The 20,942-nt window shown below is 63.2% G+C and carries 21 protein-coding genes; 19 read left to right on the top strand and 2 right to left on the bottom strand.

Annotated features, from left to right (window positions below):
- Positions 1–37: 37 nt before the first annotated feature.
- The 14 genes from QA649_RS33685 (at position 38) to QA649_RS33620 (ending at position 12,198) form a co-directional block, all read left to right on the top strand.
- Positions 38–982 carry a ketopantoate reductase family protein gene (locus QA649_RS33685; protein ID WP_349254042.1) on the top strand — a complete coding sequence of 315 codons (945 nt, stop codon included), beginning with the start codon at positions 38–40 and terminating at the stop codon, positions 980–982.
- 4 nt (positions 983–986) lie between these two features.
- Positions 987–1,373, top strand: coding sequence for a VOC family protein (locus QA649_RS33680; RefSeq protein ID WP_283020991.1), 387 nt, complete (start codon positions 987–989; stop codon positions 1,371–1,373).
- A gap of 12 nt (positions 1,374–1,385) precedes the next feature.
- A complete protein-coding gene (locus QA649_RS33675) occupies positions 1,386–1,856 on the top strand; it encodes a MaoC/PaaZ C-terminal domain-containing protein (RefSeq protein WP_283020990.1) in 471 nt (156 codons plus the stop codon).
- Positions 1,853–3,094 carry a CoA transferase gene (locus QA649_RS33670; RefSeq protein ID WP_283020989.1) on the top strand — a complete coding sequence of 414 codons (1,242 nt, stop codon included), beginning with the start codon at positions 1,853–1,855 and terminating at the stop codon, positions 3,092–3,094. The genes QA649_RS33675 and QA649_RS33670 overlap by 4 nt, the downstream gene beginning before the upstream one ends.
- A 3-nt stretch (positions 3,095–3,097) precedes the next feature.
- Positions 3,098–3,925 (top strand): shikimate dehydrogenase, encoded by an 828-nt coding sequence (aroE, locus tag QA649_RS33665; RefSeq protein ID WP_283020988.1) that lies wholly within the window; start codon positions 3,098–3,100, stop codon positions 3,923–3,925.
- A gap of 15 nt (positions 3,926–3,940) precedes the next feature.
- Positions 3,941–4,795, top strand: a complete 855-nt coding sequence (locus QA649_RS33660) for a shikimate dehydrogenase (RefSeq protein ID WP_283020987.1) — start codon at positions 3,941–3,943, stop codon at positions 4,793–4,795.
- 51 nt (positions 4,796–4,846) lie between these two features.
- Positions 4,847–5,515: an amino acid ABC transporter permease gene (locus QA649_RS33655; protein WP_283020986.1), complete on the top strand. Its 669-nt coding sequence runs from the start codon at positions 4,847–4,849 to the stop codon at positions 5,513–5,515.
- Between the two features lie 11 nt (positions 5,516–5,526).
- Entirely contained in the window at positions 5,527–6,183 is a 657-nt protein-coding gene (locus tag QA649_RS33650; protein ID WP_063694790.1) for an amino acid ABC transporter permease, read from the top strand.
- A 51-nt stretch (positions 6,184–6,234) separates the two neighbouring features.
- Positions 6,235–7,062, top strand: coding sequence for a transporter substrate-binding domain-containing protein (locus QA649_RS33645; RefSeq protein WP_283020985.1), 828 nt, complete (start codon positions 6,235–6,237; stop codon positions 7,060–7,062).
- Positions 7,063–7,119: 57 nt separating this feature from the next.
- Positions 7,120–7,866 carry an amino acid ABC transporter ATP-binding protein gene (locus QA649_RS33640; protein WP_283020984.1) on the top strand — a complete coding sequence of 249 codons (747 nt, stop codon included), beginning with the start codon at positions 7,120–7,122 and terminating at the stop codon, positions 7,864–7,866.
- A 13-nt stretch (positions 7,867–7,879) separates the two neighbouring features.
- Positions 7,880–8,329: a type II 3-dehydroquinate dehydratase gene (aroQ, locus tag QA649_RS33635; RefSeq protein WP_283020983.1), complete on the top strand. Its 450-nt coding sequence runs from the start codon at positions 7,880–7,882 to the stop codon at positions 8,327–8,329.
- A gap of 6 nt (positions 8,330–8,335) precedes the next feature.
- The gene (locus QA649_RS33630) at positions 8,336–9,370 is read left to right on the top strand and encodes a Gfo/Idh/MocA family oxidoreductase (protein WP_283020982.1); all 1,035 of its coding nucleotides are present in this window, start codon (positions 8,336–8,338) and stop codon (positions 9,368–9,370) included.
- Between the two features lie 252 nt (positions 9,371–9,622).
- The gene (locus QA649_RS33625) at positions 9,623–10,273 is read left to right on the top strand and encodes a response regulator transcription factor (RefSeq protein ID WP_026312337.1); all 651 of its coding nucleotides are present in this window, start codon (positions 9,623–9,625) and stop codon (positions 10,271–10,273) included.
- 155 nt (positions 10,274–10,428) lie between these two features.
- A complete protein-coding gene (locus tag QA649_RS33620) occupies positions 10,429–12,198 on the top strand; it encodes an ATP-binding protein (protein WP_283020981.1) in 1,770 nt (589 codons plus the stop codon).
- Between the two features lie 186 nt (positions 12,199–12,384).
- Here QA649_RS33620 and QA649_RS33615 read toward each other — a convergent pair whose 3' ends face one another.
- Positions 12,385–12,630 (bottom strand): hypothetical protein, encoded by a 246-nt coding sequence (locus QA649_RS33615; protein WP_283020980.1) that lies wholly within the window; start codon positions 12,628–12,630, stop codon positions 12,385–12,387.
- A 120-nt stretch (positions 12,631–12,750) separates the two neighbouring features.
- On the opposite strand from QA649_RS33615, the gene QA649_RS33610 reads away from it, so the two are divergent.
- Positions 12,751–13,482: a sulfite exporter TauE/SafE family protein gene (locus QA649_RS33610; protein ID WP_283020979.1), complete on the top strand. Its 732-nt coding sequence runs from the start codon at positions 12,751–12,753 to the stop codon at positions 13,480–13,482.
- Here QA649_RS33610 and QA649_RS33605 read toward each other — a convergent pair.
- The gene (locus QA649_RS33605; RefSeq protein WP_283020978.1) at positions 13,479–13,781 is read right to left on the bottom strand and encodes a hypothetical protein; all 303 of its coding nucleotides are present in this window, start codon (positions 13,779–13,781) and stop codon (positions 13,479–13,481) included. The two genes, QA649_RS33610 and QA649_RS33605, sit on opposite strands and share 4 nt — an antisense overlap.
- Positions 13,782–13,817: 36 nt before the next feature.
- Between QA649_RS33605 and QA649_RS33600 the strand changes: the two genes are divergently transcribed.
- The 4 genes from QA649_RS33600 to QA649_RS33585 all read left to right on the top strand — a co-directional run bounded on the left by QA649_RS33600 (position 13,818) and on the right by QA649_RS33585 (position 20,934).
- Entirely contained in the window at positions 13,818–14,006 is a 189-nt protein-coding gene (locus QA649_RS33600; RefSeq protein ID WP_283020977.1) for a hypothetical protein, read from the top strand.
- A 518-nt stretch (positions 14,007–14,524) separates the two neighbouring features.
- Positions 14,525–15,793 carry an NHLP bacteriocin system secretion protein gene (locus tag QA649_RS33595; RefSeq protein ID WP_018645184.1) on the top strand — a complete coding sequence of 423 codons (1,269 nt, stop codon included), beginning with the start codon at positions 14,525–14,527 and terminating at the stop codon, positions 15,791–15,793.
- Positions 15,794–15,805: 12 nt separating this feature from the next.
- Positions 15,806–18,031, top strand: a complete 2,226-nt coding sequence (locus QA649_RS33590) for an NHLP family bacteriocin export ABC transporter peptidase/permease/ATPase subunit (RefSeq protein WP_283020976.1) — start codon at positions 15,806–15,808, stop codon at positions 18,029–18,031.
- Positions 18,028–20,934: an NHLP bacteriocin export ABC transporter permease/ATPase subunit gene (locus QA649_RS33585; protein WP_283020975.1), complete on the top strand. Its 2,907-nt coding sequence runs from the start codon at positions 18,028–18,030 to the stop codon at positions 20,932–20,934. Before QA649_RS33590 ends, QA649_RS33585 begins: the two co-directional genes overlap by 4 nt.
- Positions 20,935–20,942: the final 8 nt, after the last annotated feature.

Genomic DNA, 20,942 nt, shown 5'->3' with positions numbered 1-20,942 from the left:
TTCCAACGCCAAAAATCGGCGAGGGAGAAGCGTTCGGATGAGGATCTGCTTTGTCGGAGCGGGAGCCTTGGGCTCGACCATCGGCGGCACACTTGCGCGCGGCGGTGCCGAGGTTTGGTTGATCGATCCGTTTCAGGCCCATGTCGAGGCGATCAACGCCGGTGGTCTGCGGATGCTCGAAGGTGGCGCCGAGACCGTCGTGAAGGTCTCTGCCTGCACCTCCGCGGACCAGGTCGGCAATGTGGCGGACCTCGTCATCGTCCTCGTCAAATCCTATCACACGCGGGACGCGATCCGGGCGGCGGCGCCGATCATCGGACCGCAGACGGTTGTGATGTCGTTGCAAAACGGCCTTGGCCACGAAGACATCCTTTCGGAGGAAGTCGGTCGTGACAGGGTCATGGCAGGCAAGACGTATGTTGGCGGCGTGCTGCTCGGACCCGGTCATGTTCGCTCCGGCGTCGTCGGCAAGGAAACCATCATCGGCGAGCTCGATGGACGCTTGACCGAGCGCGCACAGCGGATTTCCGAGACGTTCAATCGTGCCGGCGTTCTCACGCTGCTCAGCGACAACATCCTGGGCACGATGTGGGACAAGCTCTTCATCAATGTTGCCGGCGGCGGAATCACCGCCGTTACCGGCCTGACTTATGGCGGTCTCTATTCGCTGCCGATCCTGGAAGATTGTGCGCTGGCCGCAATCTCGGAGGGCATCGCGGTGGCGCAAGCTGCCGGCGTGAAGATCTCGATTGCCGATCCGCGCCTTGCCTGGACGATGGCGTCTGCCGGACTGCCGCCCGAGTTCAAAACGTCGATGTTGCAGAGCTTGCAGTCCGGCAATCTGACCGAGGTCGACTACATTCACGGCTCGGTCGTGCGTTGGGGCGCCAAGTTCAACGTGCCGACCCCCGTCAACGCGACCCTCGTCGCGGTGGTCAAAGGGCTTGAGTACGCCCGCAGCGATTATCCGGGAAAGGCCTGAGACGATGTCGTTGCCCCGCGCTTATGTCGAACACGTCGCGATCCGCGTGCCGGATGTCGATCGTCACGTCGGCTTCTTTCGTGAGGTGCTTGGTCTTGCCATTCGCGACGAGCAGCCCGCCGAAGGCGCGCGCCCGCGGCAGGTCTGGGTGCTCGGAAGCGTGCAACTCATCGAGGATCCGAGTTTCGTCGGACCGGAGGGGCGCCTCGCCCATCTCGGCATCATGGTCGACGATTATGAAGGTGTGCTCGCCCGTGCCGCCGCCTGGGGCGCCAGGGCGCTGCCTGCTGGGCGGAACTGGCTCGAGCTGCCGGGCGGCCTGAACGTCGAAATCTTGCAAGCCAGTGCGGGTGCCGTGGAAGCGGCGCTGGCGATCAATCCACGGGCCTAAGGAACACGCGACATGACCAATGAGCGCTACTGGGACGATGCCAAGGTCGGCGACGAATGCGTCACCCCCGCGGTGACGGTCACCGAAGCAATGGTGAATGCCTATGCCGAACTGACGGGTGATTTCACGCCTGTTCATGTCGACGAGGAATACGCCAAGACCACACCATTCGGTACGCGCGTCGCGCACGGGCTGTTTGGTCTGTCGCTGGCCGATGGCTTGAAGACCCGCGCCGAGTACCGCTTCCTTCCGGGAATGTCGCTGGGCTGGACGTGGGATTTCAAGCTGCCGATCAAGCTCGGCGATGCCGTGCACGTCAAGTTTCGCGTTGGTTCAATGCGCGCCACGAAGCGCGAAGGGTGGGGCATCGTGGTGCTGCCCTCGGAGCTGATCAATCAGCGCGGCGAAGTGGTGCAGCTCGGCGAGCACCGGCTGATGATTCCGATGCGCCCGAAGACCAACGCGGCAGGAGAGCAGGCATGACCGCGCAAGATCTCCCTCTCAAAGATCTGCCGCTCAAGGGCATTCGCGTCATCGACTACAGCCATTTCCTGGCAGGCCCGTTCATGGGCCGCTGCCTCGCCGCGATGGGCGCCGAGGTCATCAAGGTGGAGCGTCCGAAGGCGGGCGATGCGGGCCGCGCCCATGGCTATTTCAAGAACGGACAATCCGGCTACTTCCTGCAGCAGAACATGGGCAAGCAGGGATTGTGCATCGACCTGCGCGATAAGCGCGGTCTCGACATGATGATGAAGCTGGTCGACACGGCCGATGTCTTCATCGAGAACTACCGCCCCGGCGCACTCGAGCGCCTCGGGCTCGGTTACAAGGCGCTGTCGGCGCGGAATCCCGGGCTGATCTATTGTTCGGTCTCCGCCTATGGCCACACCGGTCCCTACGCCGACCGTCCGGGCTTCGGCCTGATCGCAGAGGCGATGTCGGGCGCTCTGGCGCAACTGGGCAATCCCGGTGAAGCGCCGCCGCTGCTGCGGATGCCATTGGCGGACATGTATACCGGCATCCACGGCGTGGCTGCCATCAATGCCGTGCTGGTCGGCCGCGCGTCGTCCGGACGCGGTCAACACATCGATCTGGCGCTGTACGATTGCATGGTCTCGATGCACGACTATGCGGTGCAGCGCTACTTCCTCTCCGGCGGTATCGACCTGCCGAAGCAGACTGGAAGCGGACAGCCAGACTCGACCGTCTACGGCGTCTTTCCGGCCAAGGACGGCAATCTTGTCATCGCCGCGCAAGTTGATGATGCGTGGCGACGATTGGCGAGCCTGATCGGAGGAGACACGCTGGCATCCGACGAACGCTTCACCACGCCTGCTGCGCGGAATGCGTATTATGCCGAAGCGATGGAGATTGTGCGCAACTGGACGCTGTCGCAGCCGTCCCGGGACGCTTGTCTTGCCGCACTCGAGCAAGCAGGCGTGCCGTCCGCTCCCGTGCAGACCATCGAAGAGGTTGTGAGGGATCCGCAGATCCACGCGCGCGGCATGCTGGTCGAGCAGGAGCATCCCGTGCTCGGCAAGGTGACGTTGCCCAACTTGCCCTTCCGCTTCTCCGATTGCGACACCACGGTGCGAACTCCGGCGCCGCTGCTCGGCCAGGACAATCGCCGCATTGCAAAGTCGCTTGGACTATCGGCCGAGGTCATCGACGCGATGGTGCGCGACGGCGTGCTGTACAACGAAGCTGCAGTGCAGGAGTGAGCCATGAGCGACCGTTATGCGGTGATCGGCAATCCGATCGGCTTCAGCAAATCGCCTCTCATCCACAGTACTTTCGCCAAGATGACGGGACAGGACCTCGTCTATGAGGCGATCGAGGCACCCCTCGGTGGCTTCAGCGAACGGGTCGATCAATTCCGGGCAGAGGGCGCCAAGGGGCTGAACATCACCGCCCCGTTCAAGCTTGATGCTTTCGCCTACGCAAACGAGCTTTCAGAAAGCGCTGACCGAGCTGGCGCCGCAAACTGCCTGAAGTTTGCCGGCGATCGGATCATTGCCGAGAATTTCGACGGGATCGGCCTCGTGCGTGACATCACCGTCAATCTCGGCGTCAAGATGGCGGGCCGGCGCGTCCTGATGCTCGGCGCTGGAGGCGCGGCGCGTGGCGCGTTGCTGCCGTTCCTGCGCCAGGAGCCGTCCGAGCTGGTTCTCGTCAATCGTACCTTATCGAAGGCTGTCGCATTGGCCGAAGAGTTTGCCGGTTGCGGTCCCCTGATCGTCAGCGGCTATGCTGAACTGGCCGATCTTGCCGAGGGCTATGACGTCGTGGTCAACGCGACCTCGGCCAGCCTGCGCGGTGAGAAGCCGCCGCTTCCAGGCAACGTCTTCCGCGGTGCGGAGCTGGCGTACGAACTTGCCTACGGCAAGGGGCTAACCCCCTTTCTGCAAGCCGCCCGGGCGGAAGGCGTAGCCAAGCTGGCCGACGGCGTCGGCATGCTGGTCGAACAGGCGGCAGAAGCTTTTGCCTGGTGGCGCGGCGTTCGACCGAGCACGGCTCAGGTCATCGCCGAACTGACCGTCCCCTTGAGCTGACGGGCGATGTCGGCCATGCATCAGAAGTCCAGCTTTCTCGTCGGCCTGATCGGGAGCGGCATCGCGGCGTCACGCACTCCGCCTATGCATGAAGCGGCCGCTGACGCCGCGGGCATCCGCTATCTCTACAAGAAGATTGACCTGACTGAGTTGAAAGTTGGTGCCGAAGCGCTGCCGGAGTTGCTGACGGCGGCAAAGCGGATGGGCTTCGACGGTTTGAACGTGACCCATCCCTGCAAGCAGGCGATCCTTCCACTCCTGGATGAGCTTTCGCCTGACGCGGAGGCGCTTGGCGCCGTGAACACCGTGGTCATCAGGAACGGTCGAATGACCGGCCACAACACCGACTGGTTCGGCTTCGCCGAGAACTTTCGCCGCAACATGCAGGGTGCGCCACTCGGTCGTGTCGTCCAATTCGGCGCGGGCGGTGCAGGCGCGGCGGTTGCTTTCGCGCTGATGAAGCTCGGCGTGCAGGAACTGACCATTATCGACGTCGACTTGGCCAAAGCGCAGAGCTTGGTGGATAGCTTGTCCCCCCGATTTGCAGAGGGGCGCTTGAGGGTCGGCCACGATGTTGCGGCCGCCGTTGCTGCCGCAGACGGAATTGTCAACGCCACGCCGATCGGCATGGACAAATATCCTGGCACGCCGCTGCCGACGACCTTGCTGCGTCCCGATCTCTGGGTCGCCGAGATCGTCTACTTCCCGCTGGAGACCGCATTGCTGCGTACAGCGCGTGCCCTCGGCTGCCGCACCGTCGACGGCGGTGGCATGGCGATCTTCCAGGGCACCGAAGCATTCCGCCTGTTCACGGGCATCTCACCAGATCCAGGCGTCTTCTTCGCGACTTTTGCATCCCTGGGAGGGTGACGTCAGGCCGATGGGCGAGCGGCACGCACAACGCCCGAGAGGAAACGCAAGATGGGCTATACGCTCGATTTCTCGGTGGTTTGGCATGCGACGCCCGCACTGCTGTGGGGGTGCGTGGGTACATTGGGTCTGGCGCTTGCCGGCATGACTCTCGCGATGATGATCGGTGTCGCCGGGGTCGCGGCACGCGATTCGAGGGCGGCCTGGTTGCGGGCCATCGTCATCGGCTTCGTCGAGATCGTGCGCAATACGCCCTTCCTGGTGCAGATCTTCTTTCTGTTCTTCGCCCTGCCGCTCGTCGGATTGAAGCTCAATCCGACCGCCACCGCCATTATCGCGCTCGGTGTCAATGGCGGCGCCTACGCCATCGAGATCATCCGCGGCGGGGTGCAGTCCATTCATAAAGGACAGGTGGAAGCCGGCTACGCGCTCGGACTGCACAAAGGGCAGGTGTTCCGGTTCATTGTGCTCAAGCCCGCGCTTCGCGCGATCTACCCCTCGCTGACGGGGCAGTTCATCATGCTGACGCTGACCTCATCGATCTGTTCGGCGGTATCGGCCTACGAATTGACATCGGTTGCGCAGCGCATCGAAAGCGACACGTTCCGCAGCTTCGAGGTCTACTTCTTCGTCACCTTCCTCTACCTCGCGATCTCCTGGCTGTTGATGCTGGGCTTCGCGGTCGTCTCTCACCGCTTCTTCTCTTATCCGACGCGCTGAGGGAGGCGATCATGACACCGCATTTCGGTCTTCCTGAGTTCGGTTTCCTGCTGCGTGGTCTGCAGTGGACGATGCTGCTGACGCTGGTCGCGTTTGTGGGCGGCTGCACGGCGGGGCTGGCTGTGGCGTTGCTGCGTACCTGTGGTCATAAGGGCGTGGAATGGATCACCCGCATTTACATCGGGATGTTCCAGGGCACGCCGCTGCTGCTGCAGCTCTTCGTCGTGTATTACGGATTGGCGCTCACCGGGCTGAAGCTCGACGCCTTCGTCGCGGTGGCGATCGGTTTCACCGTGAATGCCTCCGCCTTCCTTGGTGAGATTTGGCGCGGCGCGATACAGGCCGTGCCGCGCGGCCAGACCGAGGCGGCGATGGCGCTTGGACTGCACTATTCGTCCCGCATGCGCGACATCGTGCTGCCTCAGGCGATCCGCATCTCGCTGCCGGCGACCATCGGCTATCTCGTGCAGCTCATCAAGGGCACTTCGCTCGCTGCCATCGTCGGCTTCATCGAACTCGCCCGCGCCGGTCAAATCGTATCGAACCAGACCTTCCAGCCCTTGCTCGTCTTCGGCGTGGTCGGCGCGATGTACTTCATCCTCTGCTGGCCACTGTCGTGGTGGGGCAGTCGGATGGAGGCCAGGCTCGCCCTGGCCAGTCAAAGGTAGGAACGGCGCACCTGCTCAATCACAAACAGCCATCACCAGGAGGAGATACTCATGTTGTTTTCACCCAACCGTCGCCAGCTCGGCATCGCGCTGCTGGCATTGGCGGCTATCGCCATCGCAGGCAAATCGCAGGCCGGCACTCTGGAAGACGTGAAGAAGAAGGGCGTCGTCGTCATCGGCATTCAGGGCGACAATCCTCCCTGGGGCTATGTCGACAGCTCGGGAAAGCAGGATGGCATCGATGCCGACATGGGGCGGGCCTTCGCTGAATATCTTGGCGTGAAGGCCGATTTCGTTCCGCTGGCGGTGGCCAATCGTATTCCGGCGCTGACCACGGGCCGCGTGGATATTCTGTTCGCTACCATGGCCATGCTGCCCGAGCGTGCGAAGGCGGTGCAGTATTCTAAACCCTACGTCGCCAACGAGATTACCCTGGTCGCAGCCCAGGCAACGCCGATCAACAGCAATGCCGACATGAGCAAATTCGTCATCGGCGTTCCGCGGTCCTCCACGCAGGATACTCAGGTGACCAACAACGCCCCGTCCGGGACCGAGATCCGCCGATTCGACGATGACGCCGCCACCATCCAGGCGTTGCTCTCTGGCCAAGTCCAGGCAGTCGGCGCGAATCTGTTTTATCCGCAGCGCCTCAACGCCGCAAAGCCGGAATTGGGGTTCGAGCCCAAGCTTCACTTCACCGCCCTTTACAACGGCGCTTGCACACGACTGGGCGAGAAGGAGTGGAACGAGACGGCCAACAAGTTCATCGACCAGATCAAGTCGAACGGCAAGTTGGCCAGTTTCTACGCCAAATGGATGAAGGTCCCGGTCCCTGTCTTTCCGGACTCCGTCCCCGGCGTTCCCTTCACCGTCCAGTAGCCACCGCGAGCGGCCGACGCGACCCGCGTTGGCCGCCGCCCAACGGCGGAGACCAGCATGCAGGACCAGATCCTGATCGAAATGAAGGGCGTGCAGAAGTGGTACGGTGGGTACCAAGCTCTCCGCGACGTCGATCTCACCGTGCGCAAGGGCGAGAAGATCGTGCTCTGCGGTCCGTCCGGCTCAGGCAAGTCGACGCTGATCCGCTGCATCAACCGCCTCGAGCCGATCCAGCAAGGCAGCATCGTGGTGAACGGTCATCGGCTTGACGACAGTATCAAGGCTATTGATGTCGTCCGTCAGGACGTCGGCATGGTCTTTCAGAGCTTCAATCTCTTTCCGCATATGACGGTCTTGCAGAACTGTATGCTCGCACCCATCCGCGCGCGCCGCATCAGCAAGAGCGAGGCGGAAGCGATTGCGCGAAAATACCTCGAGCGCGTGCGCATCGGTGACCAGGCCGAGAAGTATCCGGCTCAGCTTTCGGGCGGCCAGCAACAGCGCGTCGCGATCGCCCGCGCGCTTTGCATGCAGCCCAAGGTGATGCTGTTTGACGAACCGACCTCGGCACTCGATCCTGAGATGGTCAAGGAGGTGCTCGATACGATGATAGGCCTCGCCAACGACGGCATGACCATGATTTGCGTCACCCACGAGATGGGCTTTGCCCGCCAGGTTGCCGACCGGGTCATCTTCATGGCCGAAGGCCAGATCATCGAAGAAGGCGCGCCCGACGCTTTCTTCCGCAATCCCCAGCAAGCCCGCACCAGGCAGTTCCTCGGCGAAATCCTTGCCCATCACTGAACGGAGTAGTTCCATGAGTCGTCTTGTCTACGTCCTGAACGGACCAAATCTCAATTTGCTCGGAAAGCGCCAGCCCCACATCTACGGTCACGAGACGCTTGCGGACGTGGAGCGCGATTGCCGGGCGCTAGGCAAGGAACTTGGCCTGGAAATCCGCTTTCATCAATCCAACAGAGAATACGAGATCATCGATTGGATCCACGAGGCGCGCGAGACGGCTGCCGGGGTCGTGATGAATCCCGCGGCTTTCACCCATACGTCAGTCGCCATCCTTGATGCTCTAAACACGTTCGAGGGGACAGTGATCGAGGTCCATATTTCCAACGTGCACAAGCGTGAGGAATTCCGCCATCACTCGTTTGTCTCCAAACGAGCCGATGGGGTCATTGCAGGTTTCGGCACCCAGGGTTATCTGCTCGGCTTGCGTCGCGTGGCCAGGCTGCTTGATGAGAAGAAGGAGTAGCATCGGATGAGTGAACCCGTCCGCCTCTCGGTGATGGGAGCGGGTCTCATCGGCAAGCGACATATCGAGCACATTCTCGCGCGGCCGGAGGCGATGCTGTCGTCGATCGTCGATCCGGAGCCCGCGGCCAGAGAGTTGGCGGCGTCGCTGAAGGTGGACTGGTATCCGTCCTTTCAGGACATGCTCTCCGGAAATCGGCCGGAGGGGGTGGTTGTCGCCACCCCCAACCAGATGCATGTGGCCAACGGCATGGATTGTATCGCGGCTCGCATCCCAGCTCTCATCGAGAAGCCGCTAGCGGATGACGTCATCGCTGCGCAGAGCCTGGTCGAAGCCTCGGAGCGGGCAGGCGTGCCGCTGCTCACCGGCCATCATCGCCGCCATAACCCGATGATCCAACGCGCCAAGGCGGAGATCGACAGCGGCCGGCTCGGCCAGATCGTGTCGGTGCATGGCATGTTCTGGTTGATCAAGCCGGACGATTATTTTGACGTGGCCTGGCGCCGCGAAAAAGGAGCGGGGCCTGTTTTCCTGAATCTCATCCACGATATCGACCTGCTGCGGTACCTGTGTGGGGATATCGTCGCGGTACAGGCTGCCCAATCCAATCGGCTGCGTGGACATGCGGTTGAAGAGACAGCGGTGATCATCCTGCACTTCGCCTCCGGCGCGCTGGGAACGGTCAATGTGTCCGATGCCATCCAGTCGCCTTGGAGCTGGGAATTCACCGCCGGTGAGAACCCGGCCTACAGTCATACGCAGGAGGCCTGTTACCAGATCGGCGGCACGAGGGCATCGCTGGCTATTCCGCAACTCAATCTATGGCATCACCCAAGCAAGGCCAGCTGGTGGGCGCCGATCGAGCGCGAGCCGCTGCGCTACGAGAAGCAGGACCCACTTGGCCTGCAGATCGCAAATTTCTGTGGGGTTATCCGCGGTACGACCGAGCCTGTGGTGGGCGGGCGTGAAGGGCTGAAAACCCTCAGAGTGATCGACGCGGTCAAACGCGCGGCGGAAACCGGAGAGTTCATATCGGTTTGATACCGGAACGCACGGCGCCCACGCCGAGGTATCGGCGTCTGTGGGCGTTCGAAATTCGCAAGCCCGCTTTTTCATTTGGAAGCAACCGCTAAGCCACTGCGCCTCGCACATCACGTACAACCGGGGGTGGCACAATCGCCGCAAAACTGCCAAGGCGATCACATCCGGCAAATGGATTTGTGGACCTGATCCTTGATCGGAGTTGATTGATACCCTAATACTGTTACTGACGGGCAACACAGGTGCGGACCGGTGCGGACGATCATTGCTGACGATCACGCGATCATGCGGGAAGGTCTGAAGCAGCTTCTGTCGACCGTGGACGAACTCATTGTCAGCGGAGAAGCAGCGGACGCAGAGGCTGTTCACCGGCTGCTGAACGAAAGCCCCGCCGATCTTCTCATCCTCGATCTCGGCATGCCGGGTGTGAGCGGCTTTCAATTCATAGCTCACCTGAGAACCGCTTGGCCGGAGCTGCGGGTACTTGTCCTCACCGCCAATATCGAGCCGCGTTCCGTTCGGGCAGCCTTTTCCGCGGGCGCAAACGGCTATCTGACCAAGAGCGGTGATCCATCCGAACTCATCGCTGCGATCGATGCCATCAGAAAAGGCCATGCCTATGTGGCGGAGGAGGTTCGCTTTGCGGTGGACCACCATGACGGCCCGAGCGAAATCCCGGAGCCCTCGGCAGCGATCATATCTCCGGTCACGCTGACGAGGCGCGAGCGGCAAATCCTGGCGATGATCCCTCACGGCGTCACCAACCGCGACATCGCCAGCCGTCTCGGCATCAGCCTGCTCACGGCGAGAAAACATCGCGAGAATCTCATGCGGAAGCTCGACCTGCACAATGGTGCAGAACTGACCGCCTACGCGGTCCGTCTCGGCCTTCCGGCGGGCTAGAGCATGATCCGGAAAAGTGGGCGCCGGTCTTGAGAACTATTTCATGCTTAAATGAAGCGATATGGCCGGATGACGATCAAGATAAGCCATCACGCTCCAGCGCAGTGAAAGTTGCGAGCGGAGCGGCCGCACTTGCCGGCGCGCGGAGAGTTTCGATGCAGGAAGACAAGATACGCGAGGCGCTCGTAGAGCTCCTGTATCGCAATGCCTATGGAGTAGTGGCTTCCAACGTCCTCATCTCCCTGGCGGCGGCATACGTGATGAGGAGCACCGTACCGCCGAGCTGGTTGGTCGGATGGCTCGGTGCGCTCTATCTGCTCACCGCCATACGCGTCTTTGCGGCGCGCCGGTTCTTCAGCCGGAATCGAGAACCAGCGTCTGTGTCGCGATGGGCGTGGCTCGCGGCCGGGTTTTCCTGCGTGTCGGGACTGCTGTGGGGAATGCTCGGCTGGGTTGGGTTCGTTCCCGAACAGCCCGCTCCTTTCTTGTTCACCATTGTTGCCTTGACCGGTCTGGTCTGCGGCACGGTTCCGTCGCTCTCGGCCTTTCCGCCGGCTCTCGTCGGCTCGATCATCGCAACGGTGCTGCCGGTGATGGTGCGCTCCGTTATCAGTGGAGGTGATAATTCCGGCGCATATCTCGCCCTGCTTACGGGGCTTGTGGCCATCAATCTCTATTATTGCCGCACGACGCACCGCATGCTGCGTGAGTCCATCAGGTTGCGCTTGGAAAATGTCGAACTGGTTGGTCACCTCCAGGAAGAACGCGACCGCGCGCAAGCCGCCGATCATGCGAAAACGCGTTTTCTCGCTGCCGCCAGTCATGACCTGCGCCAGCCGATCCATGCCTTGAGCCTGCTGATCGCCACGCTCGCGACGCTGGGGCGCCGCGGCGCCGTCCAGTCCGGCGATGCGCGCGATCTTGCCGGCAAGGCAAAATCCATCGTCGGAAATCTCAGCGCCCTTCTGAACGGACTGCTCGACATCTCGCGGCTCGATGCCGGCGTCGTCACTATTGCGAAGGAGACGGTGAATCTCTCCCAGCTGTTCAACCAGCTCAGCAACGAATTCGCCCCGGAGGCGAAGGATCGAGGCCTCGACTGGCGGGTCGTTGAAAGCCGTCTTCACGTGGACAGCGATCCCATGATGCTGAAACGGGTCCTCGGCAATCTGCTGTCGAACGCCTTTCGATACACGGGATCCGGTGGCGTCCTGCTCGGTTGCCGCAGGCGCGGTGCTGCTGTGGAAATCCAGATATGGGATACCGGCCCCGGCATCCCCAGAGATCAGCAAGCGATGATCTTCGAGGAATTCGTGCAGTTGCAGAACCCGGCGAGGGATCGCACGCAAGGCCTTGGCCTCGGCCTCGCCATCGTTCGTCGCACTGCCGCACTGCTGCAACATCCGCTGAAGCTGGTCTCCGTCGTCGGCCGCGGTTCGATGTTTTCCGTGACGGTTCCGCAAGCCAGTGCCGTGGCGCCTCCCTCGCCCGATCAACGAGCGCCACCCGCAGACATCACCATCAGCATCATGGTCGTGGAAGACGAGGGGGATGTTCTCGATATCATGGTGCAGTTGCTCACGCTGCAGGGACATCAGGTCTATGCCGGCCGATCTGCCGCCGAGGTGCAGCGGATTCATGCGGAGGCGATGGCGGCCGGCGATGCGCCCGTCGATCTGATCGTCGCCGACTACCGCCTCGGAGATGGCGCGACTGGCCAGGACGCAATCGAGGCTCTTTGCGCCTATATCGGCCGGTCCTTGCCTGCCGTTATCGTGACCGGCGATACCTCGCCGGCGCGGATCAAGGAAGCCACCGCCAGCGGTCATCGTATTCTTCACAAGCCGATTACCGGCGAGCAATTGCACGAAGCGATCATTGCAGCCTGTGTAGATCGCAAGCAACCAATCGATAGCGACTGCTGAAAGGATGTGCATCCGCCGCCAGATTGGCGATGATGCGACGGCGGTTGAGATTGTGTCCCGGCGCTGGTCTCACACCGTGCCGCCACCTGCAGTAGGCTGGGCCTTTTTGACATCAACCTCCTGACCGGTACCGAAATACGACATCTGCCGTATCGCTCGCGAATCAACCCAGCGGTATCTTTCTCCTCAATTGAACGCGTTTGCGCACCCGCCGATCTTGAATCCGGCAGGTGGGAGCACGGCTGCGCCATCAACAGAGCCTGTCAAGACGAGCAGCTTCGCTTCGAACGGTTGCAGGAAGGTCATTTGGATATGGCAATTTCCGATAGCTGCCACGCCCGGCGACCATCGTCGCCTCTCAAGGCCTGGACAATCGCCGTCCTCGCGGGCTTCGGCATTTTGCACGTCGTCGCAGGAGACATGCTGCATCACGCGCCGAGTGTCCGCCCCGTCGAAACGGCAACAACGGCGATCCACAGCGACTAGATGGATTGGCTGTTGTCACGCGAGTGAGCAAAGACGCCCTCACGTTGTTTTCCAGAAAGCAATGCCATGTCAGACATAGCGGTTTACTTGGTGCTAAGCGGGGCGGTTTTTGCAGGTGCGTTCGTTTCCGGCCTTTCCGGATTTGCGTTCTCGGCGGTCGCCGGCGCCATCCTGCTGCATGTGTTTCCGCCCATGGAAGCTGTGCCATTGATGATGGCCTGCAGCATCACCGTACAAGCGGCCAACCTGTATGCGCTGCGCAAGAGCATGCAATGGAAAACCAGCCTGGTTTTCATCGCTGGTGGACTATTGGGCATTCCGATCGCGATCTATCTCCTGCAGAACGTGGATACAGGTGTTTTCAGGCTTGGGTTTGGAACGCTCGTATCGCTTTACGCGGCATATGCCTTGGTGCGGCCGACGGCTGCCTACTTGCGTCAGATGGACAGCCGGAGCAGGAACGCGCTGGTCGGATTTGGTGGCGGGCTGGTCGGCGGCTTGACAGCGATGCCTGGCGCACTTCCTGCGATCTGGTGCGACATCCACGGTCTCCCGAAAAATCAGCAGCGCGGCCTGGTTCAGCCCTACATCGGCGTCATGCAGCTTTTCGCCCTCGCTCTCATGCTTTCGCACCAAAGCCTCTCGTTAAAGGTCTTGATCGACTTTGGCATGTCTCTGCCCGCCTTGGCTGCGGGAACGGCTGTAGGTATCGTGCTGTTCGGACGGGTCAACGAGGCGGCCTTCAAACGAATTATCCTGGGCTTGTTGCTGTTTTCGGGACTTTGCCTTGTGATCTAGACGGGGCGTCGTCGATTGGCGGTCACCCGGCCACGATTGAGATTGTCTCGGCGCTGATCTAACACCGCGCCGCCACCTGCGGCGGCGCAGGGCGCTTCGACATTGGCCTCCTGACCGACGACAAAATACGACATCTGCCGTATCGCCCAGCGGCGCAGATCAAGATATGAAGCCTGGTCGTGGGGCGAATTTCGTCTCGGGCATTCGCGTGAGTGGATAGTCGGTGAACCGACGAAACGGTTTTCCGTAGCGCTCGAAATACTCTCGAAAAAGACCTGAGCGTAATGTTGGAACGTCATTGTGAAGCTTGGCATTGATGAAACTGGAGATGGAACATGAGCAACACGCAGGACACCAATTCGCAAGGGCAGGCCGAGCCCAGCGAGAGCCTCAAGGACGCTGTGCAGAACAAGATCTCCTCCACGCCGGCGAAGGATGCACTCGGCGACGGCTCGCTGGACGATGTGTCGGGCGGCCTTTGGCCATACGTTATGAGCTCCAATACATACAATAAAACCATCTGACTTTGGATTTAACCGATAGCATTGATGAAACTGGAGATAGAATGTGACCATTACGTAAGACGCGGAAAAACAAGGGGAAGCCGAGGGCCTCGAAGGTGCCGCTCGGAACGAAGTTTCCCATATCTCGACGACGTCTGAAAAGGATGCGCTCGGCGACAGCTCCCTGGACGATGTGTCGGGCGGTACTTGGCCGTTCAATAGTCTCGCGCGTGCCAGCTACGCCAGCACGGGCGGGGGAGGTTGACTGAAAAAGCACCTGAACCAACGACGGCTTGAAGAGGTCGGCATGCCGTCGCGCATCGGTCCGGACAGGGTCGATCTCGTCGATATCGGCATGTCCGCTTTGCTCCATTCCTCGGGGGAGCCGACATGGACGGCGGGATCGGTTTAGATATTGCCGTGCTCTTACGACCGATGGTCCCGCGGGCGGGGTGTCGCCGGCAAGATCTGCTTGAAAAAGCGCAACTATTCCTGCCAAATTCAGCGGAGCAGGGCGGTCCGCGCTGGCGGGGGGCTGTATGAAACGGGGGACGGAACGAATCTTTCGGGAAGCGGCGATCGAGCGGCTTTCGAATCCCGAGCAGCTTGATCATGTCGTCGGCGTGACGCGCCCGTTCGACTGGGTGGCCGCGGCGGCACTGGCGCTCGGCCTTGTCGTGCTCATCGCCTGGAGTGTGCTGGGCCGCATTCCGACCCGCGTGTCCGGCGACGGCATCTTGCTCAGCAGCGGCGGTCGCCTGGTCGACGCGGTATCCGCGGTCAGCGGCAAGCTCGCCGCTCTCGAGATAGGCATCGGCGACACGGTCCGCCGCGATCAGGTGATCGCCCGCGTCGCTCAGACCGAGACCGAGCAGCGGCTGCAGCAGGCGAGGGACGTGCTGCGCGAGCGCGAGCGCGAGCATGCCGAGCTCGTCGGTGCGATCTCGCGCGAGATCGACGCCAAGCTTGCCAATTACACGGCTCAGGAAGCGGGCCTCGCCAACGTGATCGCCGCCGCCGAGAAGCGCTCGGTCTACCTCACGGACGAGGTGGCGAAGCTCGAGCCAGCCGCGGCGAGCGGAATCGTGACGCGCAAATATCTCGAGGACCGTCGCGTCGAGCTGAACAACGCGCGCGAGCGTATCACCGACGCCAGAAACGACATTCTCAAGCTCAATGCGCAGCGGCTGGATCTGCAGAGCCAGCGCGAGCGCGACCGCCTGCTGTCCGAGTTCAAGATCAACGATGCGAAGCGGACGGTCGAGCATCTTGGGGCCGAGCTGGAACGGGGATCGCGGATCCTCAGTCCCGCCGACGGCCGTGTCGTCGAGCTCAAGGTGTCCGGCGGCGCCGTGCTTGCCGTGGGCACGTCAGTCATCGAGATCGAGACCGCAGGGCAGGTCCTGGAGGCAACCGTCTACATGCCGGCGGACCGCGGCAAGACCATCAGGCCGGGCATGGAGGTTCGTATCGAGCCGAACACCATCAAGCGCGAGGAGTACGGTGCGATCGTCGGCAATGTGGTCGCGGTCTCGGATTTCCCCGTGACGCCGCAAGGCATGCTGGCGGACCTGCACAACGATGCGTTGGTCAAGCGCTTCTCGCAGGACGGCGCGCCCTATGCGGCGAAGGTCGCGCTGGCGCGCGATGCGTCGACCTTCAGCGGGTATCGCTGGACCTCGGGCAAGGGGCCACCGATCCCGCTCTCGAGCGGTACGCTGACCCGCGCCGAAGTCACGACGCGCGAGCAGCCGCCGATCGATCTGGTGATCCCGTTGATGAAGCGGCTGAGCGGAATCGGCGGCTAGGATCGCCAGCACATGACCGCATCGCGCCAAACCGACGCCCAGCCGCCGCTCCTCGATCGCCTCGGCAACTGGATCGGGCGTATTCCGCTGCCAGGGCGGCGGCGCTGGGTCACGCCCACGGTATTCCAGATGGAAGCGCTTGAATGCGGCGCCGCCTCGCTTGCGATGATCCTGGCCTATCACGGTCGGTGGGTGCCGCTGGAAAAGTTGCGCGAGGCATGCGGCGTCTCCCGCGACGGCAGCAAGGCCAGTAACGTTCTGAAGGCCGCGAGAGCCTTCGGATTGACGGCTAAGGGCTTCAGGAAAGAGCCCGCAACCCTCCACGAGTTGCCGATGCCGTCGATCATCCATTGGAACTTCAACCACTTCGTGGTTCTGGAGAGGCTGGATTCGAACTACGCCTATGTCAACGATCCCTCGACGGGGCGCCGCAAGGTCGGTCACGACGAGTTCGACGCCGCCTTCACCGGCGTCGTGCTGGCGATGGAGCCGGGACCCGAATTCGAGCCGGGCGGGCGCGAACCGGATTTTCTTCCGCTGCTGGTGCGGCGGCTGGCGAATTCGTTGTGGGCGGTGCTGCTGCTGGTAGGGCTCAGCATGGCGCTCGTGGTGCCCACCATCCTGGTCCCGACCTTCGCGAAGATCTTCGTCGACGACGTCCTGGTCCGGCATGTCGAGGGCTGGTTCACGCCCTTGCTGATTGGCATGGCGATCACGGCCGCGGCGCGGGCGCTGATCACGGCGTTTCAACAGTCGCTGCTGCTGCGCATCCAGACCAAGCTGACGGTGACGATGGTCAGCCAGTTGCTGTGGCACGTCCTGACGCTGCCGATGGAGTTCTTCACCCAGCGCCATTCGGGAGATCTCGCCAACCGCATCGCCGCCAGCGAGCAGATCGCCCAGCTGCTTTCCAACGGCGTGGCTGCCAACGCGCTGAACCTGATCTCGGTCGTCTTCATCGCCGTCACGATGGCGTTCTACGACACGCTCTTGGCCGCGATCAGCATCGCCATGGCCCTGCTCAACGTCGTCGTCCTCAGGCTGGTCGCCCGCCAGCGCGAGGATATCAACCGCAAGCTGGTCATCGAGCGCGCCAAGCTGAACGGAAGCACCATCGAGATCATCCGCACCATCGAGACGATCAAGGCCGGCGGCCTGGAGGACGATGCCTTCGCGCGCTGGGCGGGGTTTCAGGCCAAGGTGCTGAACGCCGAGCGCGAGCTCGGCGTCTACGCCACCTTCCTCGACGTCTGCCCGATCTTCCTGACCGGATTGACCACCGCGATCGTGCTCGGTGTCGGCGGCTTGCGCATCGTCGACGGTGCATTGACCATCGGCGGCCTTGTCGCGTTGCAGGCGCTGCTCGCAAGCCTGGTCGAGCCGGTCAACGCGCTTGTGCAGCAAGCCTCCGCCTTCCTGGCGATCAAGGGCAATCTGTTCCGGATCGAGGATGTCTTCAACTATCCCGCGCGTCCGCTGGTGCCGATCGAGCGCGCGCCCGCGCGCATGCCCGCGAAATTGTCGGGACGGGTCGAGCTGAAGAACGTCTCGTTCGGCTATTCCGCGCTCGAGCCGCCGTTGATCGAGGATTTCTCGCTGCTCGTCGAGCCCGGCCGCCGGGTGGCGCTGGTTGGCGGATCGGGCAGCGGAAAATCCACCATCGGCCGGCTGATCAGCGGCCTCTACCGGCCGTGGTCCGGCGACATCCGCATCGACGGCTGGCCGCTGGCCGAGATCCCTCAGGAGATCTTCACCAACTCCGTCGCCTATGTCGATCAGGAGATCCTGCTGTTCGAAGGCACGGCCCGCGACAACCTCACGCTCTGGGACGACACCGTGGCCGAGGCAGGCGTGTCCCGGGCGCTCAAGGATGCGCTGGTCCACGAGGAGGTGGCGGTCCGTGCCGGCAATTACGATTGCCACGTCGCCGAGGACGGCAGGAATTTCAGCGGCGGCCAGCGCCAGCGGCTCGAGATCGCACGCGCGCTCGCCGGCAATCCCTCCGTGGTGATCCTCGACGAGGCGACCTCGGCGCTGGACCCGATCGTCGAGAAGGCGATCGACGACAATCTCCGGCGCCGGGGATGCACCTGCATCATCGTCGCGCACCGGCTCAGCACGATCCGCGACTGTGACGAGATCCTGGTGATGAGCAACGGACGCGTGGTGCAGCGGGGGACGCATCAGGAGCTGCTCGCCGAGGGCGGTGAATATGTCCAGCTGGTGTCGGGCGAATGAGCAGCGCCTACCAGCCGCCGTCGCTCGAAACCGTGCCTCGCCACCGGATCGCGGCGTCCACGCCAGTGGCGCTCGAGAGCCATCGGCCGTTGCCGGTCGACGACGTCGATCTCGTCCTGCATGTCGTGCGCGGCTATGTCGACCTGTTCGCCGTCAGGCAGGGCGCTGACGGCGAGCCGAGCCGGCGGCACCATCTGTTCCGCATCGAGCAGGGCGGCGTGGTTTTCGGCCTGCCCGCGATCAACGATCCGAGCGGAGCACCGGCGGCGGTGGTCGCGGTCGGCGGTCTCGACACCGAAATCGTGATCGACCACCGTGGCCGTTTCGGCGATCGCAGCGCCATCGACGCCTGGGCCGCGCGCGTGTCGGACATCATCGCGGCGTCTCCTCCGGGCGCGGTCGTGCAGCAGGCGGCGATCGGCTCGCGCCATGCCCTGGCATCCGGCGACATTCTGCGGCTCGCCGGCCGGCATGTCGGCTGGATCGAAATCGTGCATGGCGCCGTCGGCGTGATGGAGATGCCGGAGTCCCATGGCGCGCGAGAATGTCCCATTCCGATGCCGCCGGGAACGTGGATTGTCGCCCGCGAGGAGGCGACGCTGGAGGTTCGGGAGAGCGCGGCGTTTCCGTTCGACGAGATCTGGGCCGCGCTCGATCGATTTCACGCAGGCGTCATGGCGAGCCTGTGTCGCAAGCTCGACGAGGAGGCTCGTGCCGAGGCTGAGCGCCTGCGCCTGCGGTCGGATCTCAACCGGCTGCGGACCACCGGCATCGTCAGCCGCCTCGCCGGCATCATCGCCGCCGGGCCCGGATCGTTGCAGGCCGGTGCGGTCGGCGCGGGCGGTCTGCTCACCGCCTGCCGCGAGGTCGCAGACGTCATGGGCATTTCGCTGAAGGCTCCGCCCGGCATGCTGACCGGCCGCGACGATCTCGCCGACGCCATGCGGATCGCGCGGGCCTCGCGGGTGCGCGCGCGACGCCTGTTGCTGCGGGCCGACTGGTGGACCAACAGCTCCGGCCCGTTCGTCGCATGTCTCGGCGAAGAGCGGCGGGCGGTCGCTGTATTGCCGGCGGCGGGCGGCCGCCACATCATCGTCGATCCCGTGACCGGAGCGCGCCGCGAGCTGACGCGCGCGATCGCCGCCGAACTCGCCCCCGAGGCGGTAATGTTCTATCGCCCGCTGCCGTCGCGCGCCCTGGGGATCCGCGATCTCCTGACGTTCGTCGCCGCGACCGTCCGGGCCGATGTCCTGCGGATCACGCTCGCCGCCCTCTGCCTCGGCCTGCTCGCATTGGCGACCCCGCTGGTCGTCAAGCTGCTGATCGATTCCGTGCTCCCGCGCGCCGAGGCTGACCAGGTCCTGATCTGCACCATCGCACTCATTGTCGTCACGCTGGTGTCAGGCGGGTTTCAGTTGATGCAGGGCATCGCCATGCTCCGGCTGGAGAGCCGGCTGGACTTTGCCTTGCAATCGGCGATCGTCGACCGCCTGCTGCGGATGCCGGCCGCCTTCTTCCGTGACTTCTCCGTCGGCGATCTCGCGGACCGGGCGCTCGGCATCGAAGCCGTACGCAGCATCGTCACCGGCCGGGCGGTTCGCGGCTTTCTGGCGCTGATCTCCTGCGCCTTCAGCTTCGCCGTGATGCTGTACCTCGATCTCAGGCTGGGCATGGTCGCCGCTGTCCTCGCAGGGCTGCGCGTTGCCATGGTGGTGGCGATCAACCTCGCCCGGCTGCCGAAGGAGCGCGCCAGCCTTTATCTGCAGGGGCGGCTGGAGGGACTGGTCCTGCAGTTTCTCACCGGCGTCGGGAAATTGCGGATCGCCAATGCGACCATGCACGCGCTCGCGATCTGGGTCGAACGCTTCTGCGAGCAGAAGCGCAATTTCATCGCCTCGCAGCAGCTCGGAAACCTTCAGAAGAGCCTAGAGGCAGCGTTTCCCGCTCTGGCGACGCTGCTCATCTTTGCCCTCGCCGAGAACGTGTCGAGCCTCAGGCTGCAGCATGATCTCGGCACGTTCCTGGCGTTTTACGCGGCGTTCGGGCTTGCGCTCGCTGCGATCGGCGAGTGGGCGGCGGCGATCGGGGAGCTGCTGGTCGCAATCCCCCGGATCGAGCGGCTGAGGCCGATCATCGCGGCGGCGACCGAGATCGGCGACGACCGCAAATCGGTCGGGGAAATCAGCGGCGCGATCGAGTTTGCCAATGTGTCGTTCCGCTACGGCGACAGCGGACCGCTGATCCTCGACGATATCAACCTCGCCGTGCGCAAGGGCGAATATCTCGCCATTGTCGGCCCCTCGGGCAGCGGGAAGTCGACGCTGTTCCGGCTGCTGCTCGGATTCGAGAGGCCGGCGTCCGGCGTCATCTTCGTCGACGGCAAGTCGCTCGAGACCATCGACCTTGGACTGCTGCGCCGCGATGTCGGCGTCGTCCTGCAGAACTCCAGGCTCGCCTCCGGCAGCATCTATGACAACATCTGCGGCGCGGCCCAGCTGTCGATCGACCAGGCCTGGGAGATCGCGCGGCTGGCGGGACTCGACCGCGACCTCGAGGCCATGCCCATGGGCATGCAGACCCTGGTCGCGGAGGGCGTCAGCACGCTGTCGGGCGGCCAACGCCAGCGTTTGCTGATCGCGCGGGCGCTCGCGCATCGGCCGCGGCTCCTGCTGATGGACGAGGCCACCAGCGCGCTCGACAACCAGTCCCAGGCCATCGTCAGCGATTCGATATCGCGGCTCAATCTGACCCGCATCGTGATCGCGCACCGGCTCAGCACGGTTCAGTCGGCGGACCGCATCGTCGTGCTCGACGGCGGCAGGATCGCGCAGACCGGCACCTTTGCCGAGCTGATGGCGCAGCCGGGCCTCTTTGCGGATTTCGCGGAACGTCAACTGGTTTAGGGGGCACC

The sequence above is a fragment of the Bradyrhizobium sp. CB1717 genome (genome assembly GCF_029714325.1).
Lineage (GTDB): Bacteria > Pseudomonadota > Alphaproteobacteria > Rhizobiales > Xanthobacteraceae > Bradyrhizobium.
Note: the sequence above shows the minus strand (reverse complement) of the source record. Positions and strands in the feature narration are given on the sequence as shown.

Bases quoted from the DNA above. Each gene is read 5' to 3' on its own strand.
- QA649_RS33685 (WP_349254042.1), top strand. From the start codon at position 38: ATGAGGATCTGCTTTGTCGGAGCGGGAGCCTTGGGCTCGACCATCGGC.
- QA649_RS33680 (WP_283020991.1), top strand. From the start codon at position 987: ATGTCGTTGCCCCGCGCTTATGTCGAACACGTCGCGATCCGCGTGCCG.
- QA649_RS33675 (WP_283020990.1), top strand. From the start codon at position 1,386: ATGACCAATGAGCGCTACTGGGACGATGCCAAGGTCGGCGACGAATGC.
- QA649_RS33670 (WP_283020989.1), top strand. From the start codon at position 1,853: ATGACCGCGCAAGATCTCCCTCTCAAAGATCTGCCGCTCAAGGGCATT.
- aroE (WP_283020988.1), top strand. From the start codon at position 3,098: ATGAGCGACCGTTATGCGGTGATCGGCAATCCGATCGGCTTCAGCAAA.
- QA649_RS33660 (WP_283020987.1), top strand. From the start codon at position 3,941: ATGCATCAGAAGTCCAGCTTTCTCGTCGGCCTGATCGGGAGCGGCATC.
- QA649_RS33655 (WP_283020986.1), top strand. From the start codon at position 4,847: ATGGGCTATACGCTCGATTTCTCGGTGGTTTGGCATGCGACGCCCGCA.
- QA649_RS33650 (WP_063694790.1), top strand. From the start codon at position 5,527: ATGACACCGCATTTCGGTCTTCCTGAGTTCGGTTTCCTGCTGCGTGGT.
- QA649_RS33645 (WP_283020985.1), top strand. From the start codon at position 6,235: ATGTTGTTTTCACCCAACCGTCGCCAGCTCGGCATCGCGCTGCTGGCA.
- QA649_RS33640 (WP_283020984.1), top strand. From the start codon at position 7,120: ATGCAGGACCAGATCCTGATCGAAATGAAGGGCGTGCAGAAGTGGTAC.
- aroQ (WP_283020983.1), top strand. From the start codon at position 7,880: ATGAGTCGTCTTGTCTACGTCCTGAACGGACCAAATCTCAATTTGCTC.
- QA649_RS33630 (WP_283020982.1), top strand. From the start codon at position 8,336: ATGAGTGAACCCGTCCGCCTCTCGGTGATGGGAGCGGGTCTCATCGGC.
- QA649_RS33620 (WP_283020981.1), top strand. From the start codon at position 10,429: ATGCAGGAAGACAAGATACGCGAGGCGCTCGTAGAGCTCCTGTATCGC.
- QA649_RS33610 (WP_283020979.1), top strand. From the start codon at position 12,751: ATGTCAGACATAGCGGTTTACTTGGTGCTAAGCGGGGCGGTTTTTGCA.
- QA649_RS33605 (WP_283020978.1), bottom strand. From the start codon at position 13,781: ATGACGTTCCAACATTACGCTCAGGTCTTTTTCGAGAGTATTTCGAGC.
- QA649_RS33600 (WP_283020977.1), top strand. From the start codon at position 13,818: ATGAGCAACACGCAGGACACCAATTCGCAAGGGCAGGCCGAGCCCAGC.
- QA649_RS33595 (WP_018645184.1), top strand. From the start codon at position 14,525: ATGAAACGGGGGACGGAACGAATCTTTCGGGAAGCGGCGATCGAGCGG.
- QA649_RS33590 (WP_283020976.1), top strand. From the start codon at position 15,806: ATGACCGCATCGCGCCAAACCGACGCCCAGCCGCCGCTCCTCGATCGC.
- QA649_RS33585 (WP_283020975.1), top strand. From the start codon at position 18,028: ATGAGCAGCGCCTACCAGCCGCCGTCGCTCGAAACCGTGCCTCGCCAC.